This window comes from Pseudoduganella danionis, from assembly GCF_009720775.1.
GTDB lineage: Bacteria > Pseudomonadota > Gammaproteobacteria > Burkholderiales > Burkholderiaceae_D > Rugamonas > Rugamonas danionis.
On sequence record NZ_WNKW01000001.1, the window covers coordinates 748,285 to 769,587 of the forward strand.

Sequence of the window (21,303 nt, forward strand, 5' to 3'; positions counted from 1 at the left end):
TAGGGAAATTTCATAATACGAAATGTCATATCGTAATTTGAAAAAGCCGGAAAGTGCTGTTAGAATCCGCACACGGCTTAGTAGTATTGGTAAATAATCAGCGTAAAAACCCTTTCGGCACAGGCGGATCGGGCCCTTAACTCAGGAGACTTCATACATGTCAGCTCAACTTGACCAGGTTACGGTAAGCACCGACCCGGACGCGCAGGAAACTAAAGAGTGGTTGGACGCACTGGCCGCAGTGCTGGAACAAGAGGGCCCTGAACGTGCTCACTACCTGATGGAACGTCTGATCGATCTGGCCCGTCAGGCTGGCTCCGACATTCCTTTCTCCGCCAATACTGCCTACGTCAACACCATCCCTGCCCATCTGGAAAACCACTGCCCGGGCAATCTGGAATATGAAGAAAAACTGCGCTCGTGGATGCGCTGGAACGCCATGGCCATGGTGGTCAAGGCTAACCGCGCGGACGGCGACCTCGGTGGCCACCTGTCCTCGTTCGCCTCGCTGGCCAATATGCTGGGCATAGGCTTCAACCACTTCTGGAAAGCGCCTAGTGAAAACCATGGTGGTGACCTGCTGTACATTCAGGGCCACTCGTCGCCGGGCGTGTACGCCCGCGCCTTCCTCGAAGGCCGCCTGAGCGAAGAACAACTGACCAATTTCCGTCGCGAAGTCGATGGCAAGGGTCTGTCGTCCTACCCGCACCCGAAACTGATGCCGGACTTCTGGCAGTTCCCTACCGTGTCCATGGGTCTGGGCCCCTTGATGGCCATCTATCAGGCACGCTTCCTGAAGTATCTGCACGCCCGTTCGATCGCTGACACTACCGACCGTAAAGTCTGGGCCTTCTGCGGTGACGGCGAGATGGACGAGCCGGAATCGATGGGCGCAATCGGAATGGCTGGCCGCGAGAAGCTGGACAATCTGGTCATCGTGGTCAACTGCAACCTGCAGCGTCTGGACGGCCCAGTGCGCGGCAACGGCAAGATCATTCAGGAACTGGAATCGGACTTCCGCGGCGCCGGCTGGAACGTGGTCAAAGTCATCTGGGGTCCGGGCTGGGATGCACTGCTGGCCAAGGACAAGGAAGGCATCCTGAAAAAAGTAATGATGGAAACCGTCGACGGCGAATACCAGAATTACAAAGCCAAAGATGGCGCCTATGTGCGTAAGCACTTCTTCGGCAAGCATCCTAAGCTGCTGGAGATGGTCGCCAACATGACCGACGACGACATCTGGCGTCTGACCCGCGGTGGTCACGATCCGCACAAGATCTATGCTGCCTTCAAGGTCGCACAGGAACACAAAGGTCAGCCTACCGTGCTGCTGGTGAAAACCATCAAGGGCTTCGGCATGGGCAAACACGGTGAAGCGCGTAACACCGCTCACCAGACCAAGAAACTGAGCGACGAAGCTGTGCGCGAAATGCGCGACCGCTACTCGATCCCGATTCCAGACGATCAGCTGGCCGATATTCCGTTCTACAAACCGTCCGACGACGCTCCGGAAATCAAATACCTGCACGAGCGCCGCAAAGCGCTGGGCGGCTACCTGCCTGCGCGCCGCGTCAAAGCTGACGAAACGCTGGTGGTGCCACCGCTGTCGTCGTTCCAGAACGTACTGGAAGCGACTCCGGAAGGCCGCGAAATTTCGACCACCCAGGCCTTCGTGCGTATCATTACCGCGCTGCTGAAAGACCAGAGTCTGGGTCAGCGTGTGGTACCGATTCTGGTGGACGAATCGCGTACCTTCGGTATGGAAGGTCTGTTCCGTCAGATCGGTATCTTCAACCAGCAAGGTCAGTTGTACGAGCCAGTCGATAAAGATCAGGTGATGTACTACCGCGAAGACAAGGCCGGCCAGATTCTGCAAGAAGGTATTAACGAAGCCGGTGGTATGAGCTCGTGGATCGCTGCGGCGACCTCGTACTCGACCAACAACCGCGTGATGATTCCGTTCTTCACCTACTACTCGATGTTCGGTATGCAGCGTATCGGCGATCTGGCCTGGGCTGCCGGCGACATGCGCGCCCGTGGCTTCATGATGGGCGGTACCGCCGGTCGTACCACGCTGAACGGCGAAGGTCTGCAGCACGAAGACGGCCATAGCCATCTGTTCGCTGCCGCGATTCCGAACTGCCTGCCGTACGATCCGACCTTCTCGCACGAAGTGGCCGTGATCATTCAGGATGGTCTGCGCCGCATGGTGACGGAACAGGAAGACGTGTTCTACTACATCACCATCATGAACGAGAACTACCCGCACCCAGGCCTGAAGGCTGGTCAGGAAGAGGGTATTCTGAAAGGTATGTACCTGCTGCAGGAAGGCGACAAAGCCGCCAAACAGCGCGTACAGCTGATCGGCTCGGGCACGATACTGCGCGAATCCATCTTCGCTGCCGAACTGCTGAAAAACGACTGGAACATCGCTGCTGACATCTGGTCCGCTCCGTCGCTGACGCTGGTAGCGCGCGAAGGTCAGGATGCTGAACGCTGGAATCTGGTCAACCCGACCAAGCCACAGCGCGTGCCATACGTGACCCAGCTGCTGCAGGGCACCGAAGGTCCTATCGTTGCCACCACCGACTACATGCGTCTGTTCGCCGAGCAGATCCGCGCCTACATGCCGAAAGACCGCAGCTACCGCGTGCTGGGTACCGACGGTTTCGGCCGCTCGGATAGCCGCGTGAAACTGCGTGAATTCTTCGAAGTGAACCGCTACTACATCACCGTAGCAGCGCTGAAATCGCTGGCCGAAGAAGGCAAGATCGACGCCAAAGTGGTGGAGCAGGCTGTAGTCAAATACGGTCTGGATCCGAACAAACCAAATCCGGTGACCCAATAATCCGCTGATAAAAGATACGGAGCAAACGCTATGAGCATTGTGGAAGTTAAAGTCCCGGATATCGGTGATTTCAAGGAAGTGGAAATCATCGAGCTGATGGTTAAAGTCGGCGACACCATCAAGGTCGATCAGTCGCTGATCACCGTTGAATCGGATAAAGCCAGTATGGAAATTCCTTCGTCCGCCGCGGGCGTGGTGAAGGAAATCAAAGTTAAAGTTGGTGACAAGGTTGCCGAAGGTTCGCTGCTGCTGATGGTGGAAGCGGATGGCGCGGCTGCTGCTCCTGCGGCCGCCGCTGCGGCACCGGCACCTGCCGCTGCTGCGCCTGCACCAGCCCCTGCGGCGGCTGCACCTGCCGCTGCGGCAGCAGCCGGCCCGGTGGAAGTGACCGTGCCGGACATCGGCGACTTCAAGGAAGTGGAAGTCATCGAAGTCATGGTCAAAGTGGGCGATACCATCAAGGTGGACCAGTCGCTGCTGACCGTGGAATCGGACAAGGCCAGCATGGAAATCCCGTCGTCGCACGCCGGTGTGGTGAAAGAAATGCGCGTCAAGGTCGGCGATAAAGTCGGCATGGGCAGCGTAGTGCTGGTGGTTGAAGCGACCGGCGGCGCTGCTGCGCCAGCGGCTGCTCCGGCTGCCGCTGCGCCAGCCGCCGCTCCTGCCGCAGCATCGGCACCAGCGAGCGCACCTGCTGCTGCGCCAGCCGCCGCAGCGTCGCAAGGTTCGGTACATACCAGCAAACTGGCACACGCATCGCCTTCGATCCGCAAGTTTGCCCGCGAACTGGGCGTGGATCTGGGCAAAGTGCCGGGTTCGGGTCCGAAAGGCCGCATCACCCAGCAGGACGTGCAGAACTTCGTCAAGGGCGTGATGGCCGGTACCGTGGCCGCACCTGCCGGCGCTGCTGCCGGTGGTTCGGTAGGCGGTGGCGGCAACTTCAGCGTACTGCCATGGCCGTCGCTGGACTTCAGCAAATTCGGCGAAACCGAACTGCTGCCGCTGTCGCGTATCAAGAAGATCTCCGGTCCTAATCTGCACCGCAACTGGGTACAGATTCCGCACGTTACCCAGTTCGACGATGCCGACATCACCGATCTGGAAGCGTTCCGCGTCGAGACCAATAACGCCAATGCCAAGAACAAGGATGCCGCCAAGCTGACCATGCTGGCCTTCGTGATCAAGGCATCTGTGGCCGCACTGAAGAAATTCCCGACCTTCAATGCCTCGCTGGACGAGAAGGGCGAGAACCTGATTCTGAAGAAGTACTACAACATCGGCTTCGCGGCCGATACGCCGAATGGTCTGGTAGTGCCGGTGGTGAAGAACGCCGATCAGAAATCGGTCTCGCAGATCGCCCGCGAAATGACGGAGCTGTCGGCACAGGCACGCGAAGGCAAGCTGAAACCGACCGATATGCAGGGCGCTACCTTCACCATCTCGTCGCTGGGCGGCATCGGTGGTACCCACTTCACGCCTATCGTGAATGCGCCGGAAGTGGCGATTCTGGGTCTGTCGAAAGCTTCCATCAAGCCGGTATGGGATGGCAAAGCCTTCCAGCCTCGTTTGATGATGGGTACCTCGCTGTCCTACGATCACCGCGTGGTCGATGGTGCGATGGGCGCCCGCTTCTCCGTGTACCTGAGCGAAGTGCTCGGCGACATGCGCAAAATTCTGCTGTAAGGAGCGACTATGAGCACAGAAGTAAAAGTGCCGAATATCGGCGACTTCGCAGATGTAGAAGTGATCGAAGTGATGGTCAAAGTGGGCGACACCATCAAGGTGGATCAGTCGCTGGTCACGGTGGAATCGGACAAGGCCAGTATGGAAGTGCCTTCCTCGCACGCAGGTGTGGTGAAGGAAGTGCTGGTCAAGGTCGGTGACAAGGTCAAGGAAGGCGTCACCCTGCTGCTGGTCGAAGCCAGCGCTGGCGCCGCCGCTCCGGCTCCTGTCGCTGCACCGGCTCCGGCCGCTGCTGCCCCTGCAGCCGCACCAGCCGCGCCTACCGTGGCGCCGGCTGGCAGCAGCTACAGCGGCCAGATCGATATCGACTGCGACATGATGGTGCTCGGTGGCGGCCCCGGTGGCTACTCGGCAGCTTTCCGCGCAGCGGATCTGGGCATGAACACCGTAATCGTCGAGCGTTTCAGCACGCTGGGCGGGGTCTGCCTGAACGTCGGCTGCATTCCGTCGAAAGCGCTGCTGCACGTGGCTTCCGTGATCGACGAAACGGCGCACATGTCGAACACCGGCGTGACCTTTGCCAAGCCGAGCATCGACATCGATCAGGTACGCAAGTACAAGGAAGGCGTGATCGCCAACATGACCAACGGTCTGGCCGGCATGGCCAAGGCCCGCAAGACCCAGATCGTACAGGGTGTTGGCCAGTTCCTGAGTGCTAACCACATCGAAGTGACTGCGGCTGACGGCAGCAAGAAAGTCGTGCAGTTCAAGCAGGCCATCATCGCTGCCGGTTCCTCGGTCGTGAAGCTGCCGTTCGTGCCGGAAGATCCGCGCATCGTCGATTCGACCGGTGCACTGGAACTGCGCCAGATTCCGAAGCGCATGCTGGTCATTGGTGGCGGCATCATCGGTCTGGAAATGGCGACCGTGTATTCGACCTTCGGTGCCCGCATCGACGTGGTCGAAATGATGGACGGCCTGATGCAGGGCGCTGATCGCGACGCGGTTAAAGTCTGGCAGAAGTACAACGAGAAGCGCTTCGATAACGTCATGACCAAGACCAAGACGGTGGCGGTTGAAGCGCTGCCGGAAGGGATCAAAGTCACCTTCGAAGCAGCCGAAGCCGGTGCTACTGCGCCTGCTCCGCAAGTCTACGATCTGGTGCTGGTGGCCGTGGGCCGTAGCCCGAACGGCAAGAAGCTGGCAGCCGACAAGGCTGGCGTGATCGTGAGCGACCGTGGCTTCATCCCGGTCGACAGCCAGATGCGCACCAACGTGCCTAACATCTTCGCCATCGGCGATCTGGTGGGCCAGCCTATGCTGGCACACAAGGCCGTACACGAAGCGCACGTGGCAGCGGAAGCTGCAGCGGGCCAGAAGTCGCACTTCGACGTGAAGGTGATTCCGTCGGTGGCCTACACCGATCCGGAAGTGGCATGGGCCGGCATCACCGAAGACGAAGCCAAAGCCAAGGGCATCAAGGTCGAAAAGGGCCACTTCCCCTGGGCAGCTAGCGGCCGCGCTGTGGCCAATGGCCGCGCCGAAGGCTTCACCAAGGTACTGTTCGACGCTGAAACCCACCGCATCATCGGCGGCACCATCGTCGGTACCCATGCGGGCGACATGATCGGTGAAATCGCACTGGCCATCGAAATGGGCTGCGACGGCACCGACATCGGCAAGACCATCCACCCGCACCCAACGCTGGGCGAGTCTATCGGTATGGCGGCAGAGGTGTACGAAGGTACTTGTACCGACCTGCCGCCACCGCGCAAGCGCTAAGCTCGCGTAACAGGAAGCAGACAGAAGCCGGGACTAGTTCCCGGCTTTTTTTATTTCTTCCATGCCGATGTCGGCAGGCGACACCACGCGTCCTGAAGCGGCGCGGATCTGCACGGGCGGAATTACGCTACCGTCCTGCAGGTCGATCAGGCGAGCGGGTTGCTGGCAGTCGGCAAACAGCCAACGGTCGCCCCACTGGCGCAGCGCCACCAGCGTGGTGACCAGATCCAGCCCCATGGGGGTGAGCACATATTCGAGGCGCTTGGCGTTTTCGGCGATGGGCTGGCGGATCAATACGCCGCCTTCCACCAGTTTCTTCAGACGGGTGGTGAGCAGATTGCGCGACATCTGCAGATTCTGCTGGAAGTCGTCGAAGCGGCGTACGCCGGCGAAGGCTTCACGCAATATCAGTATGCTGCCCCATTCGCCTATCAGATCCACGGCCCGCGCCATCGGACAATTCTCTTCAGCCCATACCTTGCGCTGCATAGTCGGTTTTCGTGCGAGTGAAAAATACGAACAGTACCATAGATGACAGCTGCCAGTCGTCATTCCGCTGGCAGCTGCGCACCGCTTGCTGGCAGTCGGCTAGCCTCGAGCGGTCTGGCGCTGATGCTGCTGGTAGCGGCGGATTCTGCGCTGGTCGTTCAGCACGTGGCTCAGCAGGGCGCTGCGCGCGCCATATTCTGGTGCGGGCGGCTGTCCGGCAGCCAGTGCTTCGATCTGGTGGTAGTACCACGCCGCCTGCGCCAGATTGTTCAGCGTGCGCCACAGGTGGGCGCGGCTGTTCGGCCCGAAATAGCCCTGTCCCAGCACTAGCCGACCTTCCGGTATCGGCAAAGTCTCCATTCGGCCCGCGATCAGCTGGCTGGCCAGATCGGGTTGCAGGCAGTAAGGCCGTGCCAGCCCGATGAAATCGGTGGCGCCATCCTGCAGCGCCTGCACCATGCCGCTACGTGTGCGGAAGCCGCCCGTCAGCATCACCGGCATGTGCGCCACGCGCTTGATGGCACTGGCGTAGTCGAGGAAGGTGGCGACGCGCTGGCGTGTGCTGGCGCGAATCTGTTCGGCGGGCAGCGCGTCGAACATCACCAGATTTTCGTAGGTACCGCCCGATACTTCCAGCACATCCACCTGACAGTCGTTGAGCCACTCGACTACTTGCAGGCATTCCTGCTGGGTGAAACCGCCCTGCACGAAATCGGCCGAGTTAAGTTTGACGGCGACGCACATGGTCGGACCTACGCGCTGGCGTACCGCGCGCACCACGGCCAGCAGCAGGCGGGCGCGATTGGCCAGCGAACCACCCCATTCATCGCTGCGCTGGTTGGTGCGCGGGGAAAGGAATTGCGATAGCAGATAGCCATGCGCGGCGTGGATCTGCACGCCGTCGAATCCAGCTCGCTGCAGAATGGCTGCCGTATTGGCAAAGCGTTCGATAATGTCGTGCAGTTCGGCGCTGCTGGCGGCGCGGGGCTGGCCGAAGCTGTGTGCAAGATCGAGCCGGACTGCGGAGGCGGACAGCGGCTGGGCGCAGATCTGGCGCGGGCACTGGCGTCCCGGATGGCTGATCTGCCCCCACAGCAGGCTGCCGCCCGCATGGACCACATCGGCCCATGCGCGCAGCTTATCCAGGCCGCTGTCATCCTCCACGATGACATTGCCGGCGCGTTCCAGATAGCGCCGGTCTATCATGATATTGCCGCTGATGTGGGCGGCACTGCCGCCCGCACCCCAGCGCCGGTAAAGCTCCAGATGCGCGTTGCCGGGCCATCCTTCGGGCGTAGCCAGACCTTCTGTCATGGCAGCTTTGATGAAGCGGTTTGCCAGTTGCTGACCGCAGGCGAGGGTGTAGGGCTGCTCTATCATCTCAGGCTTCCTTCTGATCGTTGCGGCGCATGCACGCATAGGTGCACGGCTGTGCCATGGTAGCGTAGTTGCACTTCATTGTGCATGGCCCTGGCCGGACTGGCCGCTGATATCGATGACTATTTTGCCGCGGGTATGGCCGCCAGCGAGCGCGCTGTAGGCCGCCGCCAGCTGGTCGAGTGGATAGATCCGGTCCAGTACGGGCTTAAGACGGCCAGCTTCTACCAGTGCTGCCAGTTCGGCGAGCTGGGCGCCATCGGGACGGGTCAGCAGGCCGTGGAATTCGCCATCGCGGGCGGCGGCTTGATCGACGTAGCGCTGCACCCCCGCTGCGGCCGCGCGGGCGATCGCTTCGGGCAAGCCGATGGACATCAGGGCGCTGGTATCGGACAGGCCTACCAGCCCGACGTAGCGGCCGCCGGGCGCCAGGCTGGCGATGCCGCGCTCCGTCAGCGCGCCGCAAACAGCATCGTACACTACGTCGTAGGGACCGAAATCCTCGAAGCGCTGGCTGCTGTAATCGATGGCCTGATCGGCGCCCAGCTGGCGCAGCAAGGCCTGATTGGCGCTGCCGGCGGTGGCGCTGACATGTGCGCCCAGATATTTGGCCAGCTGGATGGCGATACTACCCACGCCGCCGGCGCCGGCCTGTATCAGCAAACGTTCGCCCGGTTGCAAGCGGGCCCGTTCCCGCAAGGCCTGCCACGTGGTCAAGGCCACAGTAGGCAGGCTGGCGGCCTCGTAATGAGTAAGGCCGGCAGGTTTGCGTGCCAGCAGCGCGGGAGTGATAGCGACCCGTTCCGCATAGGCGCCGGCGCTGTGGCTGGGCAGGCGGGCATAGACTTCATCGCCGCGCTGGAAGCCGCTACCGACTGGAGCGGTAAGCACCACGCCGGATATATCGAAGCCGGGAATATGGGGGAAGTTCAGCGGCATCAGCTGCTGGTAATGGCCGGCACGGATGGCCAGTTCCACCGGATTGATACTGGCGGCATGGACTTCCACCATGACCTGATGTTCCTGCGCTGCCGGTTCGGGTAGGCTGCCATAGGCCACCACTGACTGATCACCATAGCCGCTTAGATATGCTGCACGCATGTTTGCTACTCCTTAGGTTGAGATTTTAAAATTAGTCTCATATTTGAACTAATTTTCCAGCTATTTTATATGTTTAGTCTCTTTATTGAACTAATTTTTGTAATTGTTGAGTGATTTAGTCTGGTATATGCGTGCGCCTGGGCGAGGGCGCTCGGGTGCCGCAAAAGAGGGGGAGGAGGGGAGAGTATGGCGGCCACGCAGATCCGGCCGCCATGCGGGAGCGGGGTTAGCGGGTCAGGCGGTACAGCAGCAAGGCAGTGCGGATGGTGGCCCGTTCGATCGAGCTGATTTCCAGTTCTTCGTCAGGCGAGTGGGTGCCGCTGCCGGTGGCACCCAGACCGTCGAGGCTATCGAGCATGGGGGCAACGAACTGGATGTCGCCGGCGCCACGCTCACCGGGCGGGAAGGCGGGAATCTCGCCGAGTCCCGCATCGGCGCTGGTCTGCGAATAGATTTTCAGCAGGGCCAGATTGCCGGCTGTCGGCGCCATCGGTGGATAGTGTTCGTGGAATTCGATGCTGGCGCTGGTGCCGGGCAGGCTGGCTGCGACGATCGCACGCATTTTGGCGTGGGCACGGTCGCGCTGCTCGTAGTTCAGGTAGCGCAGATCGCCTTTGACGCTGGCGTTGGGCGAGATGATGTTGTTCTTGCCTGCCACCTGTGCGCGGCTGCCTTCGACGCTGACGCCGGTGCCGCCCGCAATCAGGCCCGGGTTGAAGGTCAGATCCGGTTCGATGACCTGCTGACGGAAGCCGTCGAGTATGCGGGCCGCTTCGTAGATGGCGCCATAGCCAGCACGCTCGCTGAACACGCCGCTCGAGTGTCCCTGTTTGCCCTGCACGGTGACTTCCCAATCGGACGAGGCGCGCCGGCCTACGGTGCCAGTATCGCCGCCCTGTTTGTTGCGCGCAGTGTTTTCGAATGCCAGTGCCAGATCGCTGTGCTTGGCCAGCGCGAGCATGTCGGCACGCGAGACTTCTACCGGATTGCCGGCATTTTCCTCGTCGCCCGTGAAGATGATGCTGATGCGGGTGTTATCGAGCGCGCCGGCGCGCTTGAGCGCATGCAGGGCCTGGATCAGGATGACGTCGCCGCCTTTCATGTCCGTCACGCCCTGGCCGCGTACGCGGTCGCCATTGCGCTGCCACAGCGCGACGGGGCTATCCTTTTCGAACACGGTATCGAGGTGGCCAATCAGCAGCAAGCGCTTGCCCTGCTTGCCTTCGCGCGTGGCGATCAGGTGGCCGGCACGCTGCACGCTGGCCGGCATCTCGGCCCAGCGGGTCTGGAAGCCCAGTTGTTCGAACTGGTCGCGGAACAGCGCCCCTACGGCGCGCACGCCTGCGTGATTCATGGTGCCGCTGTTGATGTTGACGGCGCGCTCGAGCAGTTGCAGGCCCTGTTCGTTGTGGGCTTTCACGTCGGCGACGATGCGCTGTTCGATGGGGGAGAGGGTAGCCGCCTGCACGGTGGCACAGGCCAGCGTGAGGACGGCAAACGCGATTTGCTTCAAGCTCATGGACGCTCCATCTGAGTACAGTGAGGGACGCCGTAGCATAGCACTGTCAGCGTGCCATGATGTCGCCGGAATGCAGTCGCAGGGGAGGGCTAGTTTGATGGTCTTAGTTGACGGTGAACTGGGCGGGAATTTCGATGCCGCCACTGCGTGCGGCTTCTGCATAGGCTTGCAGTTCCGCGATCACGGCGTCCAGCTGTTCCTGGCCGGGGTTGGCCTGAAACGATTTAATGCGCTCGTTCATGAGCGTTACCTGTCTACTCCAGTCCAGTCGATTCGCTTTGCTCATATATCTGCTCCATGTAAAAAAAGCAGTATAGACCAAATGATAAAATTTTACAGCGCCTGCTGCTGTACGCCGTGCAGGAACAGCTTCAGGCCCTGCTGCACGCGGGCCTGCCGCACTTCCGGCGTCAGGGCGGACTCCTGCGGGAATAGCAGGCTGCACATGCCGTCGCCCAGCACGCAGTTCAGCAGGTGGAAGGCCAGTACATCGCTGGAGAAGTCGCTGCGCAAGCGGGCGCGGATGTCCGGCCGGTCGAAATAGCGCGCCAGTTCCTTGCGCGTCTGCTTGGGCCCCGCTTCATAAAAAGCTTCGGCCAGTTCGGGCGACGTGCGCGACTCGCCCAGCACCATGCGGTAGAGCTGATTGGATTTAGGCTGCGACAGCAGTTCCAGAAAACGCAGCGAGAAATCGGTCAGCACCTCTTCCATCGGCCGCGTATCGGTCTCCATGCTGCGCATCCCTTCGAAGAAGTGGGCGCGGCGATTGACGATGACGGCATTGAGCAGGCCCACTTTGCCGCCGAACTTGACGTAGATAGTACGCACGGCCACATGCGCTTCGCGCGCAATCATTTCCAGACTGACGTTGCCATAGCCTTTGTCGAGGAACAGGCGACCGGCTGTCTGTAACAAGGCTTGCTGGCGCGCTTCCTTGTCGGCGGCGCGCGGGCGGCCGGCACTCTTGCCGCCGCATGGCGTGCTGTCGTTCTGCTGGGCGATTTCCTCGGGGCAATCAGTTTCGTCGAGGTCGTGGGCATTCATGATCGTGAGTGTAGTGAGCTTGGATACCTTCATCGTAGTGCAAAATAAAATGAAATGCAATCGTTTCATTTCTTGACTTTGCCCAAAAAAGGGCCATAATGCACCTCTCTCATTTCATTTTTTATTGGAGCAGCACATGTCCACTCAGCAAAATCAGGAACAGAAAGTGCTCAGCGCTGTCCCTGCCGCCCCGGCCGCGACGCCGCCTGCCAACCGCCGCGTGGTGGTGATTGCCGCCGTGATTGGTCTGGTCGCTCTGGCTCTGGGTGGCCGCATGTGGTACCGCAGCCATTACTACGTCGAGACGGAAAATGCCTACATCGCTGGCCACGTGCACAATGTTTCGGCGCGCATCGCTGGTACCGTGACCAAGGTGCTGATCGACGATAACCAGATGGTGCATGCCGGCGATGTGATTGCAGAACTTGATCCATTTGATCAGCAAGTGAAAGTGGAGCAGATCCAGGCGCAGATTGGCTCGGTCGAGCAGCAGATTGCCCAGGCCGACGCCCAGATCGCGCAAGTGCAGGCGCAGGCCAGCGCCGCCGCCGCGCAGGTGGCCCAGTCGGAAGCCCAGCTGGTACGGGCCAAGCAGGATGCCGAGCGTTTCGGCCAGCTGTATAACAGCCAGATGAAAGCCGTGTCGAAAGCGGAACTCGATGCTGCCGTGGCAGCCCGCGCGAGCGCGACGGCCGATGTGACGGCCCGCAAGGATAGCGCAGCCGCTGCCAAAGCCCAGATCAGCGCCGCCCATGCCGCGCGCGATGTACTCAAGGCGCAGGCTTCGGTACTGCGCGTGCAGCTCAAGGACGCCCAGCAGCAGCTCGCTTACAACCGCGTGCTGGCACCCGTGGATGGCCGCATCGGCAAGCGTACGGTGGAAGTGGGCCAGCGCGTGACGGCCGGCCAGCAACTGACGGCCATCGTGCAGGAAAACGTCTGGCTGACGGCCAACTTCAAGGAAACCCAGTTGGCTGAACTCAAGCCGGGCCTGGAAGTGAAAGTCTCGATCGATGCAATTCCGGGCAAGGAGCTGATCGGCAAAGTGGAAAGTTTTGCACCGGCCTCCGGCGCCCAGTTCGCGCTGCTGCCAGCTGATAACGCCACCGGTAACTTCACCAAGATCGTCCAGCGCGTCCCCGTGAAAATCGTCTTCAAGCCGGAAGATGTGAAAGCCCTCAGCGGCCGTCTGGTGCCGGGCATGTCGGCCATCGCCGAAGTCTCGCTGAAAAATTCCGGCGCTGCTGCCGAAGCTAAAGCTGCCCACTAAGGAGCTGCCTCATGGCTAGCACAACCCACGATACGCCAGCGGCGCTGAAGCCGTTTGCACCGCCAGCGCCGGGCGAGAAGGTCAGCGCCCGCACCTGGATGGCAGTAGCGGCAGGGATGCTGGGCGCCTTCATGGCGGTGCTCGATATCCAGATCACCAACTCCTCGCTCAAGGATATCCTCGGCACGCTGTCGGCCACGCAGGAAGAAGGTTCGTGGATCGCCACCGCCTATCTGGTGGCCGAAATCATCATCATCCCCATGACAGGGCTGATGACGCGCGTGTTCGGCATGCGCGCCTACATGATAGGGACGACTTCGCTGTTCCTGCTGTGCTCTACGCTGTGCGGTTTCGCCTGGAATCTGCCCAGCATGATCGTGTTCCGCATGATGCAGGGCTTCACGGGTGGTGCGCTGATTCCGATGGCGATGACGCTGGTGATGGCCAAGCTGCCGGCCACCAAGCGCGCAACCGGTATGGCGATCTTTGGCCTGACGGCCACGCTGGCGCCGTCCATGGGCCCGACCTTCGGCGGCTACCTGAGCGAGCTGTATGGCTGGCCTTCGATCTTCTATATAAACTGGGGCCCCGGCCTGCTGCTGATCGCCGGTATTGCGCTGGGACTGGACAAGGAAAAGCGCCAGCTCAATCTGCTCTACAACGCCGACTGGCTGGGCATCGCTTTCATGGCCGTGGGGCTGGGCAGCCTGACCATCTTCCTCGAAGAAGGCAATAGCAAGGACTGGTTCGAATCGAGCTTCATCATCACCTTTGCTGCGCTGGCGATTATCGGCCTGCTCGGCTGGGCCGTGACGGGCGCACTGCGCAAGCAGCCTTTCGTCAATCTGGGGCTGTACGGTCAGCGTAATTTCTTCGCGGCCACGGCGCTGTCGATGGCGATGGGTATGGGCCTGTACGGTTCGTCCTTCCTGCTGCCGCTGTATCTGGGCCAGATCGCCGGCTACTCGCCGATGCAGATCGGTGAAGTGATCATGTGGGCTGGTCTGCCGCAGCTGTTCATCATGCCGTTCGTGGCCAAGCTCTCGTCCAAGGTAGATAACCGCATCCTGTGTACGTTTGGTCTGCTGCTGTTCGGCGGTTCCTGCTTCATGAATGCGTATATGGATGCTACCACCGGCTACGACCAGCTACTGCTGTCGCAGATCGTGCGTGCGCTGGGTCAGCCTTTCGTGATGCTGACGCTGTCGAACTTCGCCATGAACGGTATTCAGCCCAAGGACATGCCTTCCGCATCGAGCCTGATTAACATGACCCGCAATCTGGGCGGTTCCATCGGCATCGCTTTGCTGGCCACGGCGCTGACCTCGCGCGAGCATTTCCATTCGCAGCGACTGGGTGAATCGGTGACGGGCTTTGCTGCTGCCACGCAGGAGCGTCTGGCTGCGCTGACGCAGTCCTTCCTGAGCCGCGGCTTCGATAGCGCTACGGCGGGCGATATGGCACTCAAGGCGATCGACGGCATCGTGCGGCGCGAAGCGTATGTGATGGCGTATAACGACGGCTTCTTCCTGGTGGGGGCCGTGCTGTTCGGCTGCATAGGCGTGCTGTGGTTCTCGGACAAAGTTAAAGCCCCTTCGGGTGGCGGTGGTGGTGCGCACTAAGTGTTCTGTTCAGAACCGAATGCTGCACCCGACAAATCAAATACAAGTGAGGTAACACCATGTTCCATTCCGCTTTACAGCGCCTGACTCTGGCCACCGCCGTTGCGCTGGCTGTCACTGGTTGCGCCACGGTCGGTAGCGATTTCTCTGCACCGCCGGCTGTCGCCGATGCCGGCTTCCGCCATCTGGCGCCAGGCGCCAGCAGCGAAGCACGTCTGCCGGCCCAGTGGTGGAGCGTCTTCAACGACGCCACGCTGGACCGTCTGGAGCAGACCGCGCTGCGCGACAATCCGGGCGTGAAAGCAGCGGCCCAGCGTCTGGTTCAGGCGCTCGAGCAGGCCGGTGTGACGCGTTCCAGCCAGCAGCCGCAGATCAATGCACGCAGCTCGATCGGCAACTCGCGCACGTCGGCCGAGACGTCGCAGGGGCTGGCGCTGGGTGGCCGTTCCATCAAGGGTAACGATTATCAGATCGGTGCCACGCTGTCGTATGAAGTGGATCTGCTGGGCCGCGTACGCCGTCTGGTGGAAGCATCCGATGCGCAGGCACTGGCTGCGGAAGCAGACCGCGATGGTGTGCTGTTGCTGCTGTCGTCGCAAGTGGCCACCACCTACTGGCAGTTGCGTGGTCTCGATGCGGAAATGGCGATTCTGAACAGCGCGCTCGATACGCGGCGCGAATCGGAAGAGCTGGTGACGGCGCGCTTCAACGCCGGCCTGTCGAATGAACTCGATGTATCGCGTGCCCGTATCGAACGGGCCAACGCGCAGGCCGATCTGCATGAAGTGCAGCGTCAGCGCAATCTGCTCGAACATAGTCTGGCGACGCTGGTCGGTGCGTCACCCGCAGCGCTGCAACTGCCTGTCAGCAGCAACGCCGCCAGCTTGCCGCTGCCGCCGGCGATTCCGGTCGGCCTGCCAGCCAGCGTGCTGGCCCAGCGCCCGGACCTGGCCGGCAGCGTCGCGACGCTGCGCTCGGCCAACGCGCAGGTGGGCGTGGCCGAAGGCGCGTTCTATCCTTCGTTCAGCCTGACGGGTAACTTCGGCTTTGCATCGGAAAGCCTGCGCGATCTGAGCAAGGGCGGCGCGCGTCAGTTCAGCGCCGGTCCATTGGCGCTGTCGCTGCCGCTGTTCGACGGTGGCCGTAACAAGTCGAATCTGGCGGTGGCGAAGGCACGCTACGAAGAAGCTGTGGCCAACCACCAGAGCAAGCTGCTGACGGCACTGCGCGAGGTGGAAGATGCGCTGTCCGACGTGCAGCAGCGTCAGTTGCAGGGCGAGGCGCAGGCCACGTCGCAGGTAGCGGCAGCACGTGGCTATCTGGTGGCGCGCGCCCGTTACGAGCGCGGCGTATCGACCTATCTGGATGTGACGGATGCCCAGCGCAGCGCGCTGGCCGCTGACCGTGCCGCCGTGCAGATCAACACTCAGCGTCTGCTGGCTGCTGTGTCGGTAGCGCGTGCGCTGGGCGCAGGCTGGCAGCCTTCCGCGCAGCTGGCACAGGTGGCGCAGAACGCTGCGCTCAAGCCTGCCGCGCGCTAAGTCTGCGCGATTAGCGGGCGGACCAAGGTAGTAGACTAAAATACTAGCCTCACCATTTCCGAGGCTAGTATGAAGAAAATTCTGCTCCCGCTGGCGCTGGCCAGCGCCTGTTTCGCTGCCTATGCTGCGCCGGCCAATGTGGCCGAGCTGCAGCGCATGACCAAGCGCTTTGCTCCTGTAGCGCTGACGGCCGATACCAGTGCCCTGTCGGCTGGCGACAGAAAAGCCATCGCCAAACTGATCGAAGCGGCCAAGATACTCGACGTGCTGCAACTGCGCCAGCGCTGGTCCGGCAACGAAGCCCTGTGGGCAGCGCTGCAAAAAGACCATAGCCCGCTGGGCAAGGCGCGGCAGGAATACTTCTGGCTCAACAAAGGCCCATGGTCCATCCTCGACGACCACCAGCGTTTCCTGCCAGCCGAACTGGCCGGCATCGCCATCCCTGAAAAGAAACCCGCAGCGGCCAATTTCTACCCTGAGGGCGCCAGCAAGCAGGCGCTGGAAAGCTGGATCAACGCACTGCCTGCGGCCGACAAGGAACAGGCCCAGTGGTTCTTCACCACCATCCGCCAGAATGCGGCTGGCCAGTTCGTCGCCGTCAAATATTCGGACGAATACAAGCCCGAGCTGGAGCGCGCGGCAGCCTTGCTGAAGCAGGCCGCAGCCGATACGGATAACGCCTCGCTGAAAAAATTCCTCACCCTGCGTGCCGATGCATTCCTCAGCAACGACTATCTGGCATCGGACTTCGCGTGGATGGATCTCGATGCGCCAGTCGATGTCACGATCGGCCCTTACGAGACGTATAACGATGAACTGTTCGGCTACAAGGCGGCGTTCGAAGCCTATGTGAATATCCGCGACGAGAAGGAAACCCGCAAGCTGGACTTCTTCGCCCAGCATATGCAGGAGCTGGAAGACAATCTGCCGCTCGATGCACAATACCGCAATCCGAAAGTCGGCGCAGCAGCGCCTATGGTGGTGGTGAATCAGGTGTATGGCGCAGGCGATGGCAATATGGGTGTGCAGACGGCGGCCTACAATCTGCCCAACGACGAGCGCATCATCAGCCAGCGCGGTTCCAAGCGCGTGATGCTGAAGAACGTACAGGAAGCCAAATTCAAGGCCACGCTGACGCCGATTTCCAAGCTGGTGCTGAAGAAGGCCGACCAGCACGATCTGGATTTCGATTCCTTCTTCACCCATATTCTGGCGCATGAAATCATGCACGGTCTGGGTCCGCACAGCACGCGCCTGAACGGTGCCGAGTCGACGCCGCGCCAGGATCTGAAGGAAACCTATTCCACCATCGAGGAAGCCAAGGCCGATATCACCGGCCTGTATGCGCTGGCCTATATGATGGACAAAGGCCAACTGGCCGGCACGCTGGGGCAGGGCGCTGCCGCCGAACGCAAGCTGTACACCACCTTCCTCGCATCGGCCTTCCGCACGCTGCATTTCGGCCTGACGGATTCGCATGCGCGCGGCATGGCGATACAGGTGAACTATCTGCTCGACAAGGGCGGCTTCGTGGCCCACGGCGATGGCACGTTTTCGGTCAACTTCAAGCAAATCAGGCAGGCGGTGACGGATCTCGATCGCGAGTTCCTGACCATCGAAGCGACGGGGGACTATGCGCGTGCCCAGGCCATGATCAGCAAATATGTGGTGATCCGTCCCGAAGTGCAGAAGGCGCTGGACAAGATGAAAGTGGTGCCCAACGATATACGGCCAGCGTTCACCACGGCGGCCCAGCTCGTGAAATAAGCACGCCAGCCAGCCGGAACGGCGCTTGCCGTTCCGGCATACTTTTTTTACTACGTAGAAATAAAGCGTTGTAGATCCTTCCATACGGCAATTTTTCTTGCCATCCGCATGCTACAGTCTGATCACCATGATCAAGCACTGTCTGCCCCTGTTAGCCCTTGCCCTGTACGCTGCCAGCGTGCCTGCAGCCGAACTGACGGCGCAGGAAATCCGCTGGCTCAGCGCAGGCAGCAGCGTGCTGGCCTATGCCAAGCAGACTCTGCAGCTCCCGCTCGATATCACCGTGCAGCCGCAGGCGCGCGCCAGCGATGTGCCGCTGGCGCTCGGCTATCAGGATGGGCGCTGCAAGCTGGTGCTGTCGCTGCGCGGCAACCCGCATAGCGAAGATGTGCTGGCCGGTGTGCCGGCCGAGCAGCATGGCTGGATGATAGAGGCCATGGTGGCGCACGAAATCGGCCACTGCTGGCGCTATGTGCAGGGTGCATGGCACAGCCTGCCTGCGGGTTTTGAACAGGCCGCCAGTGCGCCCGAACTGGCGCTACAGGAAACCCGGCGCGAAGAAGGCTATGCCGATCTGGTGGCGCTGGCGTGGACGGCGCAGCGCCAGCCGCAGCGCTATGCGGCAGTGCTGGGCTGGTTGCAGAAGGTGCGTGAGCCCGCCGCGACTGTGCAAGGCAGCCACAGCACGGCAGCATGGCTGCAGTTGGCGCCCTCGGCCGGCGTATTCGGCGATGCCACGCTATGGCAGCAGCGCGTCGACCAACTATGGTTGCAAGGCTTGCAGCACGATCAGTGAGCTGACGCCCGCTAGCGATTTTGCAACTTTGTACGTTTCCGCACAGATGCTCAGCGCGCGACGGCGTTTAATGTGTCCACCAACTACCATAAAGGGACACATCATGAACAAACTGCTCTTACTCGTGATGGCGACGGCTACCAGTGCCAGTTTCGCTGCGTCGGCGCCGAACAACGATACTGTGGCTTACAAAAACGCCACCCAGAAGGCTGCGGCCGAATACAAATCGGCCAAAGACGCGTGCGATGCGCAATCCGGCACGGGCAAGGATGTCTGCATTGAAACGGCCAAGGTCGCGCGCGCCAATAGCGAAGCACAAGCGGCCATGCAGTACCGCAACGACAAGAAGACTATGCAGAAGGCCCAGACCGAAGTGGCCGATGCCAATTACAATCTGGCCAAGGCCCGCTGCGCACCGATGACGGGGGCGGACAAGTCGGGCTGTCTGGATACGGCCAAGTCGGCCCATGTGGCAGCCGTCAACGATGCCAAGGAAGGCCGCCAGATGGCCGATGCCGCGCAGACGGGCATCGATTGCAGCAGTATGACGGGCGCCGATAAAGTGGGTTGCGAAACCCGCTCAAAAACTGCGCAGGCACGCGATACCATGGCCGATACCATGATCACCACCAAGGTAAAAACGGAGCTGCTGGCCGAGCCTAGCCTGAAGTCGCTCGACGTGCATGTGGAAACCACCAACGGTACGGTCATGCTGAGCGGCTTCGTGCCTTCGCAGGCGGAGGTGGACAAGGCCGTGGATGTGGCGCGCAACGTCAAAGGCGTCAATAAAGTGCAGAGTTCGCTGCGCATCAAATAAAGACTGGCCCAAGATAGGGAAGATCAGCCTCGGATGATGAAATAACAAGGTTGTTGTTTCGCCTTGTGGCGTGTGTTTTTCCCAACATCATTTACTTTTTTACGCCCTCCGGGGCGTTTTTTTTTGCCTGCATGATCTATCTGAGCCATTACAGCGGGTGAGATAAATGAAACCAATCACCGTGCGCACGGATGCTCGCTCGGTGATTGATTTTAAACAGGAAAGTGAAATTTTCTCATGATTAATTAATTGATAAAAATAAACATGAGTAATTATTTTAATAATTTCAAGATAGATTTTTAGGCAATTTCTGACACATTTGGTAACACTTTTCAAGAACTTTTATGAAAAATATATTCCAATTCAACAAGTTTAAGTTGCAAAAATTCAATAATATATTTTTATCACACTTCGGCTATCTGGGATGTATCACACATGGGATAGGCGGGTTTCTCAAATAGAAAACATTTTCCAAAAGAAATCACAAAGGGATCGTAAACATGACCTTCGGAACCAAACAATTCAAGCTCGCTGCACTGACCGCTGCCCTGCTGTTTGCTGCCTCGGCACAAGCATCGAACGAGAAGACCGCTGATCTCGGCTCGCTCAATCCAATGACGGGCAATACCTCGGCGCCATCGAACTGGCGCTTCACCGTCGGCCAGAGCTTTAATGGTGTGGTGGGTGCACTGGACGGCGTTGCTCGTCTGAGCTTCACCAATGCTGACGGTAACTGGGCATGTTCGGGTTCTCTGCTGGCCGGTGGTCAGTACGTACTGACGGCAGCACACTGCGCCGATGATTTCACCAAAATGACTGTACAGTTCGGTTGGCAGGATGGTAAGGCCGCGATCACCCGTAACGTTTCGGTAGGCAATGCTTACGTGAACAAACGCTGGACCGGTGCGCTCGATACCGGTGCTGACATTGCGATTCTGAAACTGGATACCGCAGTTACCACCATCAATGGTTACAAGCTGAGCACCACCAACGACGTCGGCAAAGAATATCTGATGGCTGGCTACGGCACCACTCAGTTGGCTACCACCAACTCGGCGACCAACTGGAATGATGGCAACTGGGGCCATTATGCTTACAACCGTTTTGATGTGGACAGCCAGACCTTCAACCGCGTTGCCGGTGACTATGGCGTGTATGATTATGACCCAAGCTTTTACGCGCCTGGCGCCACCTACATGAGCGACTTCGATAACGGTACTGCTGCACGTAACACGCTGGGCCGTATGGCTGGCGTAACTGGTAACAACTGGACTAGCGATACGGGTCTGGGTGCGCGCGAAGGTCTGATTGCCGGTGGTGACTCGGGCGGTGGCGACTTCGTCTGGAATGGCACGGAATGGCTGCTGTCGGGCGTGCACTCGTGGGGCTGGCAAGGTAGCGAAGCCTGCCCAGATTTTAAACTGGGTGGCTGTGACAATGCCATCAGAAACACCTCCAGCTATGGCGACCTGTCCGGCTCGACCGCGACCTACTCGCACGTTGCATGGATCAACTCGGTGACCGCCGTACCAGAACCAGAAACCTATGCCATGCTGCTGGCAGGTCTGGGTCTGATCGGTGTAGCCCGTCGCCGCAAACAGCAATAATCGCTGAAATCAAATACGCCCCGGATGTCTGGTTGAGGCC

15 protein-coding genes and 2 pseudogenes are annotated in these 21,303 nt (G+C 60.3%); 11 read left to right on the top strand and 6 right to left on the bottom strand.

The features are described from left to right. The first annotated feature begins 157 nt into the window (after window positions 1-157). Genes aceE through lpdA form a run of 3 tightly spaced genes read left to right on the top strand, consistent with a single transcriptional unit; the run spans window position 158 to window position 6,313 of the window. Window positions 158-2,848: a pyruvate dehydrogenase (acetyl-transferring), homodimeric type gene (gene aceE / locus GM655_RS03165; protein WP_155433155.1), complete on the top strand. Its 2,691-nt coding sequence runs from the start codon at window positions 158-160 to the stop codon at window positions 2,846-2,848. Window positions 2,849-2,878: 30 nt separating this feature from the next. Further along, the gene (gene aceF / locus GM655_RS03170; protein ID WP_155433156.1) at window positions 2,879-4,531 is read left to right on the top strand and encodes a dihydrolipoyllysine-residue acetyltransferase; all 1,653 of its coding nucleotides are present in this window, start codon (window positions 2,879-2,881) and stop codon (window positions 4,529-4,531) included. Window positions 4,532-4,540: 9 nt separating this feature from the next. After that, window positions 4,541-6,313: a dihydrolipoyl dehydrogenase gene (gene lpdA / locus GM655_RS03175; protein WP_155433157.1), complete on the top strand. Its 1,773-nt coding sequence runs from the start codon at window positions 4,541-4,543 to the stop codon at window positions 6,311-6,313. A gap of 33 nt (window positions 6,314-6,346) precedes the next feature. On the opposite strand, the gene GM655_RS03180 is transcribed toward lpdA, so the two are convergent. The 6 genes from GM655_RS03180 to GM655_RS03205 form a co-directional block, all read right to left on the bottom strand. Next, entirely contained in the window at window positions 6,347-6,802 is a 456-nt protein-coding gene (locus GM655_RS03180; RefSeq protein ID WP_161033869.1) for a winged helix-turn-helix transcriptional regulator, read from the bottom strand. Window positions 6,803-6,901: 99 nt separating this feature from the next. After that, window positions 6,902-8,182 (bottom strand): NADH:flavin oxidoreductase/NADH oxidase family protein, encoded by a 1,281-nt coding sequence (locus GM655_RS03185; RefSeq protein ID WP_155433159.1) that lies wholly within the window; start codon window positions 8,180-8,182, stop codon window positions 6,902-6,904. Between the two features lie 75 nt (window positions 8,183-8,257). Further along, window positions 8,258-9,280 (bottom strand): NADP-dependent oxidoreductase, encoded by a 1,023-nt coding sequence (locus GM655_RS03190; RefSeq protein ID WP_155433160.1) that lies wholly within the window; start codon window positions 9,278-9,280, stop codon window positions 8,258-8,260. A gap of 226 nt (window positions 9,281-9,506) precedes the next feature. Then, entirely contained in the window at window positions 9,507-10,799 is a 1,293-nt protein-coding gene (locus tag GM655_RS03195; protein WP_155433161.1) for a M20/M25/M40 family metallo-hydrolase, read from the bottom strand. A 103-nt stretch (window positions 10,800-10,902) separates the two neighbouring features. After that, window positions 10,903-11,085, bottom strand: a complete 183-nt coding sequence (locus tag GM655_RS03200; RefSeq protein ID WP_155433162.1) for a hypothetical protein — start codon at window positions 11,083-11,085, stop codon at window positions 10,903-10,905. A gap of 47 nt (window positions 11,086-11,132) precedes the next feature. Then, window positions 11,133-11,876, bottom strand: a complete 744-nt coding sequence (locus GM655_RS03205; RefSeq protein WP_229632350.1) for a TetR/AcrR family transcriptional regulator — start codon at window positions 11,874-11,876, stop codon at window positions 11,133-11,135. 103 nt (window positions 11,877-11,979) lie between these two features. Between GM655_RS03205 and GM655_RS03210 the strand changes: the two genes are divergently transcribed. The 8 genes and pseudogenes from GM655_RS03210 to GM655_RS23290 form a co-directional block, all read left to right on the top strand. Beyond that, a complete protein-coding gene (locus tag GM655_RS03210) occupies window positions 11,980-13,113 on the top strand; it encodes an HlyD family secretion protein (protein ID WP_155433163.1) in 1,134 nt (377 codons plus the stop codon). An 11-nt stretch (window positions 13,114-13,124) separates the two neighbouring features. Next, complete coding sequence (locus GM655_RS03215) at window positions 13,125-14,735, top strand: DHA2 family efflux MFS transporter permease subunit (protein ID WP_155433164.1); 1,611 nt, start codon at window positions 13,125-13,127, stop codon at window positions 14,733-14,735. Between the two features lie 59 nt (window positions 14,736-14,794). Next, the gene (locus GM655_RS03220; protein WP_155433165.1) at window positions 14,795-16,276 is read left to right on the top strand and encodes an efflux transporter outer membrane subunit; all 1,482 of its coding nucleotides are present in this window, start codon (window positions 14,795-14,797) and stop codon (window positions 16,274-16,276) included. A gap of 69 nt (window positions 16,277-16,345) precedes the next feature. Then, a complete protein-coding gene (locus tag GM655_RS03225) occupies window positions 16,346-18,043 on the top strand; it encodes a dipeptidyl-peptidase 3 family protein (protein WP_155433166.1) in 1,698 nt (565 codons plus the stop codon). 97 nt (window positions 18,044-18,140) lie between these two features. Next, window positions 18,141-18,839 carry a hypothetical protein gene (locus GM655_RS03230; protein WP_229632351.1) on the top strand — a complete coding sequence of 233 codons (699 nt, stop codon included), beginning with the start codon at window positions 18,141-18,143 and terminating at the stop codon, window positions 18,837-18,839. Between the two features lie 103 nt (window positions 18,840-18,942). Then, window positions 18,943-19,656: a BON domain-containing protein gene (locus GM655_RS03235; RefSeq protein WP_155433167.1), complete on the top strand. Its 714-nt coding sequence runs from the start codon at window positions 18,943-18,945 to the stop codon at window positions 19,654-19,656. Window positions 19,657-20,270: 614 nt separating this feature from the next. Next, a pseudogene (locus GM655_RS23285) lies at window positions 20,271-20,690 on the top strand (trypsin-like serine protease); the annotation flags it as partial. 480 nt (window positions 20,691-21,170) lie between these two features. After that, a pseudogene (locus GM655_RS23290) lies at window positions 21,171-21,263 on the top strand (PEP-CTERM sorting domain-containing protein); the annotation flags it as partial. Between the last annotated feature and the right edge of the window lie 40 nt (window positions 21,264-21,303).